This is a genomic window from Microbacterium sufflavum (genome assembly GCF_023091155.1).
Classification (GTDB): domain Bacteria; phylum Actinomycetota; class Actinomycetes; order Actinomycetales; family Microbacteriaceae; genus Microbacterium; species Microbacterium sufflavum.
Map to the genome: position 1 here is coordinate 1,587,062 of NZ_JAHWXK010000001.1, position 16,084 is coordinate 1,603,145.

Here is a 16,084-nt window from a genome sequence, read left to right on the forward strand (position 1 = left end):
TGGGCCGTCGTGCCGCGGTGGAGTCAGTGTGAGACGACCCTGGGGGGGAACCGGGTATGAAGGCGTTGTCGTGGATGCGCGCGCGACCCAAGACGCTGGCGTCCGCCGCCGGGGTCACGGTGGGTGTGATCGCCCTCACCACGATGGCCTTCACGTATGAGGGCTTCCCCACCACCAAGGTCGACCTGAACGACGGCGGCGTCTGGATCACCAAGACCTCGAGCCTGCTCGTCGGGCACTTCAACCACGAGTCCACGATCCTCGACGGCGGGCTGCGCACCACCAGCGAGGACTACGACATCCTGCAGGACGCCGCGAACGTGCTGGTCGTCGACGAGAGCGCGTCCACCGTGACCGCGGTCGACCCGGCGCGCGTCTCTCTCGGCGACTCCGCGCTCATCCCCTCCACCGCGAAGGTCGCGCTCGGCGCGAACACCGCGGCGATCCTCGACCAGGACTCGGGCGACCTGTGGGTCGTGCCGGTCCGGGGCATCAACGCGTTCGAGATCGAGGCCGCGGAGCCCGTGGTCGAGCTCGGCGACGACTCCGACGTGACGGTCGCCCAGGACGGCACCGTGTTCGGGCTGTCGGGCGAGCGCGGCGAGGTCGTCACGGTCCCGGTCGACCCCGAGGGCGCGCCGCTCGACCCGTCCGCCGCGTCGGTGGGCGAGCTCGACCTGTCCGAGCGTCCGTCGATCACCGCGGTCGGCCGCACCCCGGTCGTTCTCGATGCGGCCGCCGGCGTCGTGACGAGCCCGGGCGGCTTCCGCACCGAGGTTCCGGGCGCCGCCGACGCCGTGCTGCAGCACGCCTCCGCCGAGACCGACGCGGTCGCCCTCGCCACGCCCTCCGCGCTGGTGCGCGTGCCGTTCGACGGCGGAGAGCCCGAGGAGACCTCGGCGGGAGCCGACGGCACGGCCGCGGCGCCCGTGTGGCTCCGCGGCTGCACGTATGGCGCGTGGGCGGGCTCGGCCACGTTCATCCGCGAGTGCCCGGGCGATGGCAACGACGTCAACGCCCCCATCGACGGCGCGGAGGACTCGTCGAGCCTCACGTTCCGCGTCAACCGCGACGTGATCATCCTCAACGACGCGGTCGGCGGCGCCGCCTGGCTCGCGAACGAGAGCCTGCAGCGCGTCGACAACTGGAACGACCTGACCCCGCCCGAGGGCGAGACCGAGAACCAGGACGACTCCACGGAGGAGACGGTCGAGACCACGCTGCCCGAGCGCAGCGAGGAGAACACCCCGCCCATCGCGGAGGACGACTCCTACGGCGTGCGGCCCGGCGCGACCACGCTGCTGCCGGTGCTCGACAACGACAACGACCCCGACGGCGACGTGCTGGTCGCCGCGCTCGCCGAGGCGCAGCCGGGCATCGGCACGGTGCAGCCCATCAACAACGGCGGGGCGCTGCAGATCGCGGTCGACGAGAAGGCGTCGGGCACGGCCAGCTTCACGTACGAGGTCGACGACGGCCGCAAGGGCAAGGACACCGCGGTCGTCACCCTGACCGTGCGCGACTGGAGCGAGAACGCCGCGCCGGAGCCCAAGCGGAAGACCTCGCTGGCGGTGGAGACCGGCGGCACGATCTCGTACAACATCCTCCCCGACTGGATCGACCCCGACGGCGACGACATCTACCTCAAGGAGGTCATCCCCGCGCCGGGCGACGAGGTCGACTTCAGCCGCGACGGGCAGATGACGTACAAGGCGACCGCGAGCCTGCAGGGCCGCAAGGACGTGATGGTGACGGTCGCCGATGCGACCGGCGAGTCCACGTCCGCCACGATCGCGCTCGACGTGCGCCCGCAGGGCTCGACCAACCCGAAGACCAACGCCGACCACGTGGTGACCCGCGCGGGGGAGCAGATCACGGTCGCCCCGCTCACGAACGACACCAGCACGAGCCGGGAGCAGCTGCGCCTGAGCCGCGTGCTCGACACCGCGGGCGCCACGATCCAGCCCGACTTCCCCAACAAGACCTTCACGTTCCTGGCCCAGAACCCGGGCGTCTACTACGTGCAGTACCAGGTGACGACGGGGCCGAAGAACGGCGAGGGGCTCGTGCGCGTCGACGTGATGCCCGAGTCCGAGACCGACCTGCCGCCGGTCGCCGTGCGCGACGTGGCACTGCTGCCCACCGGCGGCGACGTGCTGCTGGGCGTGCTCAACAACGACACCGACCCCGCCGGCGGCATCCTCGTGGTGCAGTCCGTGTCGATGGACCCCAGCACGGGCATCTCGGTGTCGGTGCTGAACCACGAGACCCTGCGCATCACCGACCAGGGCGCGCTCGACGAGCCGGTGCGCATCGGCTACCGCATCTCGAACGGCTCGAAGTCGGCCGACGGCGAGGTCGTGGTCATCCCGATCCCCGCACCCGACGAGATCCTGCCCCCGATCGCCAACCCCGACACGGCGACCGTGCGCGCGGGCGACGTCGTGACGATCCCCGTGCTCGACAACGACTCCCACCCGAGCGACGACGTGATGCACGTCGAGCCGGAGCTGGTCGAGACGGTCGACCCGGAGGACGGCGAGGCCTTCGTGTCGCAGGACGAGGTGCGCTTCAAGGCGGGCACCGAGCCGAAGACCGTCTACCTCACGTACGAGGTGGCCGACTCGCGTCAGCAGAAGGCCGCCGGCTACGTCACGATCCAGATCCTCCCGGTGGACGTGGAGAAGAACGCCGCCCCGCGTCCGCAGGACCTCACGGCCCGTGCGCTCGCCGGCAGCGAGGTGAACATCGCGGTGCCGCTCGACGGCATCGACGCCGACGGCGACTCGGTCGAGCTGCTGGGCATCGATTCGAGCCCGCGCAAGGGCCGCATCACGACCGTCGGACCCAACTACTTCACCTACGAGGCCGGCTCCGAGTCGTCGGGGGTGGACACGTTCACCTACCGGGTGCGCGACCGCCTGGGCAAGGAGGGCGTCGCGACGATCCGCGTGGGCGTCGCTCCGGCCGAGCAGATCAACCAGCCCCCGTACGCCGTGAAGGACGCCGTGGTCGTGCGGCCCGGCCGCGAGATCGCCGTCCCGGTGCTCGCCAACGACTCCGACCCCGAGGGCGACAAGGTCTCGCTCGTGAAGGACGGGCTCGAGGTGCCGGAGGGCCTGGAGGGCCGCGTCTCGGGCGACCGCGTGATCGTGAAGGTGCCCGACCGCGAGATGGAGACGTCGCTGCAGTACACGGTGAGCGACGCCCGCGGCGCTACGGCCACCGCGACCCTGCAGATCACGGTCGACGAGGACGTGCCGCTGCAGGCGCCCGTCGCCCGCGACGACCGGCTCCAGCCGTCTGACTTGAAGGACGGCGGGCTTTCGGCCGACCTCGAGATCCTCAAGAACGACGAGGACCCGGACGGCACCAAGGACCGGCTCGACGTGGAGGTGGGCGCGGGCGGCACGCTGCTGGAGAACGGCAAGGTGCGCGTCACCGTCACCGACGAGCTGCAGCTGATCCGCTACACCCTCACCGACCCGGACGGCCTCCAGGCGTCCGCGTTCATCTTCGTGCCGTCGCGCGACGGCTTGCGCCCGACCCTCACCTCCACCAAGCCGGTCGAGGTCGTCAGCGGCGAGACCAAGGACCTGCCCCTGTCGGAGTACGTCACGGTCGCGGGCGGCGGCGACGTGCGCATCACCGAGAAGGCGAAGATCAGCGCCAACAACGCGGACGGCTCGGATCTGCTCAAGGACGCGAGCACCCTGGTCTACACCTCGGCGCCCGGCTACTTCGGCCCCGACGCGCTCACGTTCGAGGTGACCGACGGCGACGGACCGGACGACCCCGAGGGGCGCAAGGCCACGCTGAGCATCCCGATCAACGTGCTGCCGCCGGAGAACCAGCAGCCCACGTTCATCGGCGGTCAGGTCAACGTCGCCCCGGGTGAGGACGCGACGCCGCTCGACCTCGCCGCCCTCACCGACGACCCCGACCCGGAGGACGAGGGCAAGCACGAGTACTCCCTCGTCGGCGGAGACGGCAAGGGCATCTCGGCGCGCATCGACGGCGACCGGCTGCTGGTCGAGGCGTCGTCGAACGCCAAGAAGGGCACCAGCGCCTCGCTCACGATCCGCGTATCCGACGGCGAGACCGAGCCGATCGAGGGCACCGTGACCGCGACCGTCACGGCCTCCACACGGGCGATGCCCGCCGCCAACACCGACACGATCTCCGAGGCCGACGCCGGGAAGACCATCACGGTGCCGGCGCTCGCGAACGACTTCAACCCGTTCCCGGAGACCCCGCTGAAGATCGTCGGCGCGGTGACCGAGTCCGGTCGCGGCGAGGCCTCGTTCACCGAGGACGAGGTGCGCGTGACCCCGGCCGAGGGCTTCGTTGGCACGCTGGTGGTGCGCTACCGCGTGCAGGACGCGACGGAAGACGTGGACCGCGAGGTGAACGGACAGATCGTGGTCACGGTGCAGGACGTGCCGGCGGCCCCGGGCACCCCGGTCGTGACGAGCGTGCAGGACCGCACCGTGGTGGTGTCGTACTCGGCCCCGTCGAACAACGGCGCCGAGATCACGAAGTACACCGTGAAGTCGGTCGGCGGCGGCGCGTACTCGAAGGAGTGCGCCTCCACCACCTGCACGCTGGACGGCCTGACCAACAACGTCGAGTACACGTTCCAGGTGACCGCGACCAACCGCGTCGGCGAGTCCGAGCCGTCGGGCGTCTCCGAGGTCGCGCGTCCCGACGCCCGGCCGGACACCCCGAACCCGCCGACCCTCGACTTCGGCGACAAGTCGCTCAAGGTCGCGTGGACGACGCCGACGACCCCCGGCTCTCCCGTCGAGCGGTACACGCTCGAGATCTCCCCCGCGCCGCCCTCCGGCATCACGCAGAAGGAGGCCACGGGCAACTCGCTCACGTGGGAGGGGCTGGAGAACGGCTCGAACTACCAGGTGCGCGTGCAGGCGCACAACCGCGCCCCCGACCCGTCGAGCTGGAGCGGCTGGTCGGCCTCCGAGATCCCCGCGGGACCCCCGCTCGCGGCCGGCGCTCCCTCCACGAAGGAGCTCGAGCCGGTGTCGGGCCAGGCGCAGATGCTCGTGAGCTGGAACCCGCCGGACAAGAACGGCGACGCGATCCGCGGGTACGAGCTCCAGGTGATCTCCGGCGGCCAGACGGTCCGCACCCTCACGCCGGGCGCGCAGGCGAACAGCCAGGCCGTGACCGTGCCGACGTCGGAGTCCGCGTACACGTACCGCATCCGCGCCTACAACAAGGCCGGCTGGGGCGAGTGGAGTGCGCCGTCGGCCCCGCGCCGCGGTGTGATCGCGCCCGGAGCGCCGACCAGCCTGACGGTCACGGCCGAGCTCGACAGGGCGCTCGACATCTCCTACCGCCAGGGCTCGCGCAACGGCGCCAAGGAGAGCGAGGTCACGTACCAGTACCGGCTCAACGGCGGCAACTGGAACACCCTCTCCGGCACCCGCATCGGCGGTCTCACGAACGGCCAGAACTACCGCATCGAGGTGCGGGCGGTCGCCACCGTCGACGGCGTCACGTACGCCGGGGCCGTGTCGAACTCCGCGACAGGGAACCCGTACGGTGCACCGCATCAGCCCGGTGCGAGCGCGAGCGGTGGCGCGACCCAGGTGGAGCTGCGGTGGAACGCCAGCGGCTCCCCGAACGGCCGCGACATCAAGGTCGTGCAGATCAGCATCGACGGCGGCGGCTGGGAGAACGTCGGCATCTCCGGTTCGCGCACGGTCGGCAACGGCTACAACCAGGGCCACAGCATCCGCGTGCGTGCGCAAGACGCCGCGGGGCAGTGGACGCCCGAGAACTCGGCATCGGCGAGCTCCGGCCCGCCGCCCGCGCCGCGCGCCTGGGTCAGCCGAGGCACCGCCGGATACTGGCCGGGGCAGTGCACCGACGGCACGTGCGCCAAGTTCGTCGTCAACACCCAGAACTTCCCGGCCGGCACCTACCAGGTGTGGTGCAACAGCAACGCGCCCACCGCGGGACCGCGGTTCGCCGGCGGCAGCAGCTGGTACATCCCCGCCAACGGCGCGGTCGAGCTCGGCTGCTTCCACGGTGCGGGCGGCCGCGGCTACGAGGTGTGGGTCACGATCGGCGGCACCGACTACGAACGACGCCCCTGGTAGCGGGCACCCCTTCCCCCGAGAGAGCACAGGACAACCCATGACAATGACCCCCGAGCAGGCCGCCTGGTTCCACGGCACCTTCACGCGCCTGGTGGAGAACGTCGACAAGGCGGTGCAGGGCAAGCGCGAGATCGTCGGGCTCGTGCTCGCCTCGATGCTGGCCGAGGGCCACGTGCTGCTGGAGGACGCCCCCGGCACCGGCAAGACGAGCCTCGCGAAGGCGCTCGCCGCGACCGTGCAGGGCACCAGTGCGCGCATCCAGTTCACGCCCGACCTGCTGCCCTCCGACGTGACCGGTGTGACGATCTACGACCAGCAGTCGCACCGCTTCGAGTTCCACAACGGCCCGATCTTCGCGTCGATCGTGCTCGCCGACGAGATCAACCGCGCCTCGCCGAAGACGCAGTCCGCGCTGCTGGAGGTCATGGAGGAGTCGCGGGTCACGGTCGACGGCGTGACGCACGAGACGGGCCGCCCGTTCCTCGTGATCGCCACGCAGAACCCGGTCGAGCAGGCGGGAACGTACAAGCTGCCGGAGGCGCAGCTCGACCGCTTCCTGATCAAGACCTCGATCGGATACCCCGACCTCGCGGTGACCGAGAGCATCCTCGCCGGGGCGTCGGACCGCAACCCGTCGGCCGGGCTGTCGGCCATCATCACCACGAGCGCCGTGGCCGACATGGCCGACCTGGCCGCGACCGTGCACGTCGAGCCCGCGGTGCTGCGGTATGTGGCCGAGCTCGCCGAGGCCACCCGCGCCGACGGTGCGATCCGGCTCGGCGTCTCGGTGCGCGGTGCGATCGCCATGGTCCGCATCGCCAAGGTGTGGGCGGCGGCGCAGGGCCGGCACTACGTGCTGCCCGACGACATCAAGGCGCTCGCCCGCCCCGTGTGGCAGCACCGTCTGCTGCTCGACGCCGAGGCCGAGTTCGCCGGCACCAGCAGCGACACCGTGATCGCCCGCGTGCTCGACGGCGTCGCAGCCCCCCAGGCCCGAGCGGCGGCCTGATGACGGCGGAGGCTCTGCAGGCGCCGCCCGCGCCGACCGACCGCGACGCCGGCTGGCGGGACATCGCGGCGGTCCTCGGCGCGCGCGCCCTGTCGCGCCTCCGCCTCATGGCCGCGGCCGTGCGCCCTCTCGCGTGGGTGCTGATGGGCCTCGCCGTCGGGTTCTGGATCCTCGGGCAGGTCGCGGGGTGGGCGGAGTTCACGATCGCCGCGGTCGTGATCGCGATGGCCGTCGCCGTGTGCGCGCTGTTCCTGATCGGTCGCACGGCCTACGACGTCTCGCTCGACCTCGCCCGCACCCGCGTCGTGGTGGGGGAGCGGGCCGTGGGCGCCCTCACGCTCGCGAACCGGGGCTCGCGGGCCATCCTCCCGTCGCGCGTGGTGCTGCCCGTCGGCTCCGGCCGCGGCGAGTTCGGCATCCAGCGCCTCGCGCCGGGCGAGGAGGCGGAGGAGCTGTTCGCGATCCCCACGCACAAGCGCGGCGTGGTGAAGGTCGGCCCGGTGAGCGTGGTGCGCGGCGACCCGCTCGGCCTGTTCGAGCGTGCGCACCGCCGCGACGAGCCGGTCGACCTGTTCGTGCACCCCCGCACGGTGCTGTTCGACGGGCAGTCGCTCGGCTACCTGCGCGACCTGGAGGGCCTGCCCGCCGCCGACCTGTCGCGCGACGACGTGTCGTTCCACGCGCTGCTGGAGTATCAGCCGGGCGACGACCTGCGCCACGTGCACTGGCGCTCCACGGCCCGTACCGGCACCATGATGGTGCGCCAGTACGAGGAGACGCGCCGCTCGCACTTCGTGATCGGGCTGTCGCGCTCGACGGCGGAGTACGCGACCGACGACGACTTCGAGCTGGCGATCTCGGCGGCGGGATCGATCGGCCTGCGGGCGCTGCGCGACTCGCAGCGCGTCGACATGCGCGTGCAGGGGCGCGAGCTCCCCTCCGGCACCGGCAAGCAGCTGCTCGACTCGCTCTCGGCCGTCGAGGGCAGCAAGCCCAAGGAGGGCGGCATCGCCGAGCTCGCGGGGGTGGTCGCCGCGACCATGCCGCTCGCGAGCGTGGTGGTGCTCGTGTGCGGGTCGCGCGTGCGCGCGGACGACCTGCGGCTCGCCTGCTCGCGCCTGCCGTTCGGCGCCCGCGTGCTCGCCGTCGTCGCCGACACCTCGGTGGACACCCCGGCGCTGCGCCGCATCGGCGACGCCGACGTGGTGACGGTCGGCGCGCTGGCACAGATCCCCCTCGCCCTGCAGAAGGTGCTCGCATGACCGCGCCCGCCACCGCCGCCCCCGCCCCGGTCGCGCTGCCGCTGCGCCGCTGGATCCTCGACCTCGGGGCGACCGCGCTGCTGGTGCTCACGGCGCTCGTCGGCTTCTGGCCCACGTTCGCCGGGCCCTCGTTCCTGCCCGCCGTGGTCGGCGGGGTCGTGCTGGGCCTCGCGATCGCGGCCGTGTCGGCGTGGCGCCGCTGGGGCATCCTGATCGTCGCGGGCCTCACGGTCGCGGCGTACTTCGTGTTCGGCGGGGCCCTCGCGCTTCCGCACACGGCACTGCTCGGGGTGGTGCCGTCGCTGGAGACGCTGCAGAAGCTCGCGCTCGGCACCGTCACATCGTGGAAGCAGCTGCTCACGACGGTCGCCCCGGTCGCGGCCGCCGACGGCCACCTGGTGGCACCGTTCCTGCTGGCGCTGGTGACCACGACCCTCACGGCCTCGCTCGCGCTGCGGCTGCGGTCGGTCGCGTGGGCGCTGATCCCGGCCGGCGTGCTGCTGATGCTGGTGATCGCGCTCGGCACGCCCGAACCCGCGTTCCCGCTCGTGCAGGGCCTGGTGTTCGCGCTGGTCAGCATGGCCTGGCTGGCGCTGCGGCAGCTGTGGGCGCCGCAGAACATGGCCGTGTCGGTGAGCGAGGTCGACCCCGCCCGTGCCGCGCACATGCGGATGCGGCGGCTGCTGGCCGGTGTCGCCGTGCTCGCGGTGGCCGGCGGGGCGGGCGTGGCCACGAGCGCCCTCGCCGCGCCCGCGCAGCCGCGGCACGTGTTCCGCGACGTGATCATCCCGCCGTTCGACATCCGCGACTACCCCAGCCCGCTGCAGGCGTTCCGCAAGAACGTGCGCGACGAGGCCGACGAGACGCTGTTCACGGTGCAGGGGCTGCCCAAGGGCGCCCGCATCCGCACGGCCGTGATGGACCAGTTCGACGGCATGGTCTACAACGTCACCGACGGCGGACCCACGTCGTCGAGCGCCTTCGCCCCGCTGCGCTCGGCCATGGCGCCCGAGGCGGAGGGCGTCCCGGTGACGCTCAAGATCGCGATCGACGGCTACCGCGGGGTGTGGATGCCCACGGCCGGGCAGCTCGACGAGATCCGGTTCGACGGCGACCGCGCGGACGACCTGCGCCGCGGCACCTACGTCAACACCTCGACCGGGACCGCGGTCGCCACCCCGACGCTGGAGAAGGGCGACGAGTACGCCGTCGACGCCGTGATCCCGACGCAGCCCGACGACGAGCAGCTCGCCGAGGTGCCGTTCGGCCGCGTGACCATGCCGAAGCCCAGCAACGTGCCCGAGGAGCTCACCGCGCTCGCGGCCGAGACCGTGTCGGGGGCGGAGAGCCCGATCGAGCAGGTGCGGGCGCTGGAGAACTTCCTCTCCGAGGGCGGCTTCTTCAGCCACGGCCTGGAGGGCGAGGTGCTGTCGCGCGCCGGTCACACGGCCGAGCGCATCTCGACCCTCATCGGCGGCGAGCAGATGATCGGCGACGACGAGCAGTACGCGGTGGCGATGGCGCTGCTGGCCGGACAGCTCGACATCCCGGCGCGCGTCGTGATGGGGTACTACCCCGACGAGGAGCAGGCGGGCGAGGCGGTGTTCGAGGCGACCGGCGACACCGTGCACGCCTGGGTCGAGGTGAACTTCGACGGGATCGGGTGGGTGACGTTCAACCCCACGCCGCCCGAGGACCAGGTGCCGAACGACCAGAACACCAAGCCGCGCGTCGACCCCAAGCCGCAGGTGCTGCAGCCGCCGCCCCCGCCGCAGGAACCGGTCGACCTGCCGCCGACCCTGCCGGACGACCGCGAGTCGGAGGACGAGAGCCTCAACCTCGCGGGCATCATCGGCGCGATCCTGCTGATCGGCGGGATCTCGCTGGCCGTGATCGCGCTGCTCATGTCGCCGTTCATCGTGATCGGGGCGTGGAAGGCCGCGAGGCGCCGGGCGCGGCGATCGGCCGCGCGCACCGCCGACCGCATCAGCGGCGGGTGGGATGAGCTCACCGACCGCGCGGTCGACTACGGTGCGCGGCTCGCCCCGGGCGGCACCCGCGGCGAGGAGGCGGCCGTGGTCGCGTCGACGCTGACGGTGCCGCAGGTCACGACCCTCGCCGAGCGCGCCGACGCCGAGGTGTTCGGGCCGACGGAGCCGACGGCGCAGGACGTGGACGCCTTCTGGAGCGAGGTCGACGAGATCGTCGGCGGCCTCGGCGAGCAGGCCGGGTTCTGGAAGCGCGTCAAGGCGCGGCTGAGCCTGCGCTCGCTGCTCGGCGGCACCGCGGTGTCGCAGGGCTTGCAGAGTCTGAAGGAGGCGGCGGCCGCGCGCGTGCGCCGCGAACCTGGCACCATCAAGAGCAACGACGAGACGCCCCCGCCGTCGACCGAGAGTGAGACCCCATGACGCCGCCCGCGCTCACGCAGATCGCGCCGATCTCCCGCCGGGTGATCGCCTACGTCATCGACGCCGCGATCGCGGCGGGCCTCGGCATCCTGCTCGGCGGCGGTCTGCTGGTGGCCACCTCGCTGTCGGGCGGCCTGGAGGCCTCGCTCCTGACGCTGCTGATCGGCGGGCCGATCGTGAGCCTCGTGCTGCTGGCGTGGTTCGTCGTCTACACCGTGATGCAGGCCGGAAAGGGCTCGATCGGCATGCGCGCGCAGGGTCTGCGCCTGGCCACCGCGGCGGACGGTGCCCCGCTGGGCTTCGGGCGTGCCCTGCTGCGCAACATCGTCTTCGGTCTGGCCGGTGCGATCGTGGTGGGCTACTTCAGCCCGCTGTTCGACGGCTCCGGACGCTTCCAGGGCTGGCATGACAAAGCGGTCGGGTCGCTGATGCTCGACGCGCGGGTCGCGGCACCCGAGCCGGAGCCGGAGCCGGAGCCCGTGGTCGAGGCCCCGCCGTTGCTGCCCGCCCCGTCGTTCGAGCGGCTGCCCCCGGCACCCATGCCCGGGTTCGCGCCCGCCGGTGCGCCCGCAGCACCCGAGCCCGCGGTGTCGGCGGTTTCGGCCGTGGAGCCGGTGACGCCCGCGGCACCCGCGCCCGCTCTTCCCGCGCAGGACTCCGGGATGATCGCGTACGTCCCCGGCATCACGCAGGACTCCCGCCCCGCGCGGCCTGCGGCACCGGCGGCTCCGGCGGCGGCGGCTCCGGCGGACTCGGCTCCGGTGGCGCCTACGGCTCCCGCGGCGGCTCCGGCTCCCGCGGACTCGGCTGCGCCCGCGGCGGCGACTCCGGCGGCGGCTCCCGCCCCGACGGCCCCTCCGGCTCCGGTCACGCCGGCAACCGGCACCCCGACCCCACCCGCCCCCGCATCCGCGCCCGCCGCATCCGCGCCCGCCGCGCCCGCCGCGCCTGCCCCTGCCGTCGTCGCGCCCGCGACCGACGACCTGGAGGAGACGCGCATCAGCATCCCCGGGCACCGGCTGGTCTTCACGTGGGACGACGGCACCCGCGTCCCGGTCTCGCGGCGCACGGTGTTCGGCCGCAACCCCGCGGTCGAGGAGGGCGCGGTGATCGTGCCCGTGCGCGACGAGACGCTGTCGCTGTCGAAGACGCACTTCGAGGCCGCGTCCGAGGCCTCGGGTGGCTGGGTGCTCGACCGGCACTCCACGAACGGCCTCACGATCGTGCGCGACGGTCAGCGCATCGCGTGCCCGGCCGGCCAGCGCGTGCCGATCCGGCTCGGCGACGTGATCGAGATCGGCGACCGCGTGGTGATGGTCGGAGGTTACGCATGACCGCCCCGCTCGTGGTGTCCACGGGGGCTGCGACCCACTCGGGTCTGCGCCGCCCGCTCAACGAAGACGCCTACATGGCCAGCTCCCCCCTGTTCCTGGTCGCCGACGGCATGGGCGGCCACGAGGCGGGGGAGCGCGCGAGCGCCGCGGTGATCGACGAGTTCGCGCGCTTCATCGGTCGCACCGACCTGGAGCTCGACGACCTGCTCGAGGCGCTGGCGCGGGCGCGCACGGCGGTCGAGGAGCTGTCCACGACCGGCAACGGCCGCGCGGGCACCACTCTCAGCGGCGTGGTCGTCGCCTCGGTCGAGGGCATGGGCTACTGGCTCACGGTCAACATCGGCGACTCGCGCACCTACCGCTTCGCGGACGGCGAGCTGGAGCAGATCAGCGTCGACCACTCGGTGGTGCAGGAGCTCATCGAGTCGGGCGAGCTGACGATCGAAGAGGCCGCGCACGACCGCCGCCGCAACATCATCACGCGCGCGATCGGCGCGAGCAGCACGGGCGACGCGGACTACTGGCTGTTCCCGGCCGAGCTCGGCGACCGCATGCTCATCTGCTCCGACGGGCTCACGACCGAGGTGCCCGACGCCCGCATCACCCAGATCCTCGGCGCGGAGCCTGATCCGCAGCGCGCCGCCGACCTCCTGGTCGACGAGGCCGTGCAGGCCGGTGGCCGGGACAACATCACCGTGGTCGTCGTCGACGCGGTGTCGGTCGCGTCGCGACCGGGCACGCTGCTGCTGTCCGACGACACCGACATCGACGCCGACACGCGCCCGCGCGAGGCCGCAGCAGGAGGGGTTCGCTGATGCAGACGATCTACCGACCGGGACCGTGGTACCTGATCGTGATCCCCGGCGCCCTGGTGGCGCTGCCGCCCGACGTGCCCGGCGCGACCGTGACGACGCTCTGGGAGCGCCTGCCCGCGGAACGCAGCCTCGCCACGGTCATCGACGTGCTCACGACGCAGGCCGGCGGTTCGTTCTCCGCGATGCCGCCGTTCGTCGCGGCCGTGCTGGAGGGGTCCGACGCCCGCGTGGCCGTGCGCGGTGCCCTCACGGTGCGCGTGACCGGCGCGGACAGCGAGACCGCGTCGTTCTCCGGCGCCGACGTGACCACGTGGAGCGAGCGGTTCGTCCCCGGTGCGTCGGCGGTCGAGATCACGGTGGACGACGACGACGCCGGCACGGCCCTGCCCGTGCACACCGGGATCGTCCTGGCCGCCGCGGTCAGCGCCGAGCTGGAGCCGGCCGACGCCGAGGCCCTCGGGGGCTCCGCGGGTCCGGCACCCGTGCTCGCCGAGGCGCCGCGCCCCGCCGCCTCCGCGACCGCCGTACCGTCCGGCACCCCGTCCGCCCCGGCCGCCCCGGTCGCGGGCACCGCGGTGCCGCTCCCGCCGCCGCCGTCCGGCCTTCCGGTGCCCGGGGGCTTCGCGTCGGAGGATGCCGCGGCCGACGCCGCTGCGGTGGCCGCCGCCGACGAGGGCCCCACCGCGGCCGACGAGCCGCAGGAGGCCGAGCAGCCCCCCGCGACCGCAGACGACGCCGCGACGGCCGACGACGCCGCGACGGCCGACGACGCCGCGACCACCGACGACGCCGGCCCCGCCGACGACGCGGCGCCCGATGCGACGCTCGTGCCCACCGAGGCGACGCTCGCGCCGCCCGTGGACGAGTTCGACCACCTGTGGGGCGCAACCGTGCACACGCCGATCGAGGCCGCCGCGGTGCGTCCGAGCGAGGAGCCCGAGTCCGCTCCGGTCCCGCCGCCCGCCGCGGGCGACCACGACGGCTCCACCATCTCCGCCGCCGAGCTGCGCGACCTGCGGCAGCAGCCCGCGGCGGCGCCCGACGCCCCCACCGAGGTCATCCCGGTCGCCGCGCCCGCCGCGGTGTCGACCGGACGCATCCGCGTCTCGACCGGACAGGTGGTCACGCTCGACCGCACGGTCATCATCGGCCGTCGCCCGCGCTCGACCAGGGCCAGCGGGGCGAACATGCCGCACCTGATCGCGGTCGAGAGCCCGCAGCAGGACATCTCGCGCAGCCACCTCGAGGTGCGTCCCGAGGGCGACACCGTGGTGGTCATCGACCTGCACACGACGAACGGCTCGACGCTGCTGCGCCCCGGTGCCGACCCGGTGCGGCTGCACCCCGGCGAGCAGACGCTCGTGCTGTCCGGCGACGTGGTGGACCTCGGTGACGGCGTGACCGTCGCGTTCGAGGACCTGCCGTGAGTCGTCGCCCCTCCCCGCCGCCCGCCCTGCCCGGCTTCACCTATGTGGAGCCGCTGGGCACGGGCGGCTTCGCCGACGTCTTCCTGTACGAGCAGGAGATGCCGCGGCGCCGGGTCGCGGTGAAGGTGCTGCTCGCCGACCGCATCTCCAGCGGAGCGGCACAGGAGTTCGCCGACGAGGCGAACGTGATGGCGATGCTGTCCACGCACCCCGCGATCGTCACGATCTATCAGGCGGGTGTCGCGGGCGACGGGCGCCCGTACCTGGTGATGGAGTACTGCCCGCGGCCGAACCTGCAGCTGCGCTCGCGCAAGGAGCCGTTCTCGGTGGCCGAGGCGCTGCGTGTCGGCGTCCAGGTCGCGGGGGCCGTGGAGACCGCGCATCGTGCGGGCGTGCTGCACCGCGACATCAAGCCGGCGAACATCCTCGTCACGGAGTACAACCGTCCGGCGCTGACCGACTTCGGCATCGCGTCCACCACGGGCGCGACGGGCGAGGCGTCGGGCATGTCGATCCCGTGGTCGCCGCCGGAGTCGTTCGCCGAGCCGCCGCAGAGCGGACCGCGCACCGACGTGTGGGCGCTGGGTGCCACGCTGTACACGCTGCTCGCGGGGCGTTCGCCGTTCGAGCGCCCGGGGGAGCGCAACTCCAGCGCCGACCTGATCGAGCGCATCGAACGGGCGGCGCTGCCCCCGCTCGGGCGTCCCGACTCGCCCGAGAGCCTGCAGCGGCTGCTCGAGCGGGCGATGGCCAAGAACCCCGACGACCGCTTCCCGAGCGCGGTCGCCTTCGCCCGGGCGCTGCAGAAGGTGCAGATCGAGCTGTCGCACTCGGTCACGCCGATCGACATCGTCGACGACCACCCGCCCGCGGAAGACCTGGAGGACGACAACGACGGCCTGACCCGGGTGCGGGAGATCGTCAGCATCGACCCCGGCATGTCCACCTCGACGCGGCCGTCCGCGGCCACGCAGCCCAAGGGTCCGTCGGTCGTGGTGCCCGACGCCCCGCGGTTCGACTCCCCGCCGCGTCCGGAGCCCGACGTGGAGCAGACGCAGCGTCGCGACACCGCCGCGACCTCCGCCGCTGCACCCGCCGCCGGCGCCCCCGCCGCCGCGGCCTCCGCCCCCTCGAGCCCCGCCGCGCCCGGCCCCGACCGCGACGACCGCACGATCCTGCGTCCGCCGCAGGTCGTGCAGCCCGAGGCCCCCGCGCCCGTGCGCGCTCCCGAGCCGGTCGCTCCGGCCGTCCAGGCCCCGGCCGACGCGGAGCCGTCCGCCCCGCGATCGCGCCGCGGGCTGTGGATCGGGCTCGCCGCGGCCGCGGTGGTCGTGGTCGTCGGCGGCATCGTGGGCCTCAACGTGCTGGTGTCCGGGCTCACGCCCGACCCGGCGCCGGAGAGCACCGAGTCCGCGGTCGACCCGCAGGACCCGGTGTCCGACGCGGTGCCCAAGGTCACCGAGCTCGCGGGCACCCGGGCCGGGGAGCAGGTCACGTTCACGTGGCAGAACCCCGACCCGCAGGAGGACGACAGCTTCATCTGGACCGAGACCGGCAGCGCGGCCGACGGAGCCGTGAAGCAGGTGGCGGAGCCGACCGTCACGTTCGCCCCGGCGTCGGCCGGCGAGGTGTGCATCGAGGTCATGCTGCGCCGCGGCGACGGCAGGGCGTCCGAGCCCGTGACGGGGTGCGTGGAGTGAGCGC

8 protein-coding genes are annotated in these 16,084 nt (G+C 73.3%); all 8 read left to right on the forward strand.

What is annotated here, in order from left to right:
* The first annotated feature begins 74 nt into the window (after positions 1 to 74).
* From KZC56_RS07780 to KZC56_RS07815, 8 genes are read left to right on the forward strand one after another with little or no spacing between them, the layout of a single operon-like run.
* Entirely contained in the window at positions 75 to 6,125 is a 6,051-nt protein-coding gene (locus KZC56_RS07780) for an Ig-like domain-containing protein (protein WP_247638294.1), read from the forward strand.
* Between the two features lie 37 nt (positions 6,126 to 6,162).
* A complete protein-coding gene (locus KZC56_RS07785; protein ID WP_247638295.1) occupies positions 6,163 to 7,134 on the forward strand; it encodes an AAA family ATPase in 972 nt (323 codons plus the stop codon).
* Positions 7,134 to 8,396, forward strand: a complete 1,263-nt coding sequence (locus KZC56_RS07790) for a DUF58 domain-containing protein (RefSeq protein ID WP_136030100.1) — start codon at positions 7,134 to 7,136, stop codon at positions 8,394 to 8,396. Before KZC56_RS07785 ends, KZC56_RS07790 begins: the two co-directional genes overlap by 1 nt.
* A complete protein-coding gene (locus tag KZC56_RS07795) occupies positions 8,393 to 10,804 on the forward strand; it encodes a transglutaminase TgpA family protein (protein WP_247638296.1) in 2,412 nt (803 codons plus the stop codon). Before KZC56_RS07790 ends, KZC56_RS07795 begins: the two co-directional genes overlap by 4 nt.
* Positions 10,801 to 12,138 carry an RDD family protein gene (locus tag KZC56_RS17660; RefSeq protein WP_281733198.1) on the forward strand — a complete coding sequence of 446 codons (1,338 nt, stop codon included), beginning with the start codon at positions 10,801 to 10,803 and terminating at the stop codon, positions 12,136 to 12,138. The genes KZC56_RS07795 and KZC56_RS17660 overlap by 4 nt, the downstream gene beginning before the upstream one ends.
* The gene (locus KZC56_RS07805) at positions 12,135 to 12,953 is read left to right on the forward strand and encodes a PP2C family protein-serine/threonine phosphatase (protein ID WP_136031075.1); all 819 of its coding nucleotides are present in this window, start codon (positions 12,135 to 12,137) and stop codon (positions 12,951 to 12,953) included. The genes KZC56_RS17660 and KZC56_RS07805 overlap by 4 nt, the downstream gene beginning before the upstream one ends.
* Positions 12,953 to 14,380 carry an FHA domain-containing protein gene (locus KZC56_RS07810; RefSeq protein WP_247638297.1) on the forward strand — a complete coding sequence of 476 codons (1,428 nt, stop codon included), beginning with the start codon at positions 12,953 to 12,955 and terminating at the stop codon, positions 14,378 to 14,380. Before KZC56_RS07805 ends, KZC56_RS07810 begins: the two co-directional genes overlap by 1 nt.
* Positions 14,377 to 16,080, forward strand: coding sequence for a serine/threonine-protein kinase (locus tag KZC56_RS07815; RefSeq protein ID WP_206251865.1), 1,704 nt, complete (start codon positions 14,377 to 14,379; stop codon positions 16,078 to 16,080). The genes KZC56_RS07810 and KZC56_RS07815 overlap by 4 nt, the downstream gene beginning before the upstream one ends.
* Positions 16,081 to 16,084: the final 4 nt, after the last annotated feature.

Excerpts from the sequence above, each read along its gene's own strand:
- KZC56_RS07780 (WP_247638294.1), top strand. The coding sequence starts at position 75 with ATGCGCGCGCGACCCAAGACGCTGGCGTCCGCCGCCGGGGTCACGGTG.
- KZC56_RS07785 (WP_247638295.1), top strand. The coding sequence starts at position 6,163 with ATGACAATGACCCCCGAGCAGGCCGCCTGGTTCCACGGCACCTTCACG.
- KZC56_RS07790 (WP_136030100.1), top strand. The coding sequence starts at position 7,134 with ATGACGGCGGAGGCTCTGCAGGCGCCGCCCGCGCCGACCGACCGCGAC.
- KZC56_RS07795 (WP_247638296.1), top strand. The coding sequence starts at position 8,393 with ATGACCGCGCCCGCCACCGCCGCCCCCGCCCCGGTCGCGCTGCCGCTG.
- KZC56_RS17660 (WP_281733198.1), top strand. The coding sequence starts at position 10,801 with ATGACGCCGCCCGCGCTCACGCAGATCGCGCCGATCTCCCGCCGGGTG.
- KZC56_RS07805 (WP_136031075.1), top strand. The coding sequence starts at position 12,135 with ATGACCGCCCCGCTCGTGGTGTCCACGGGGGCTGCGACCCACTCGGGT.
- KZC56_RS07810 (WP_247638297.1), top strand. The coding sequence starts at position 12,953 with ATGCAGACGATCTACCGACCGGGACCGTGGTACCTGATCGTGATCCCC.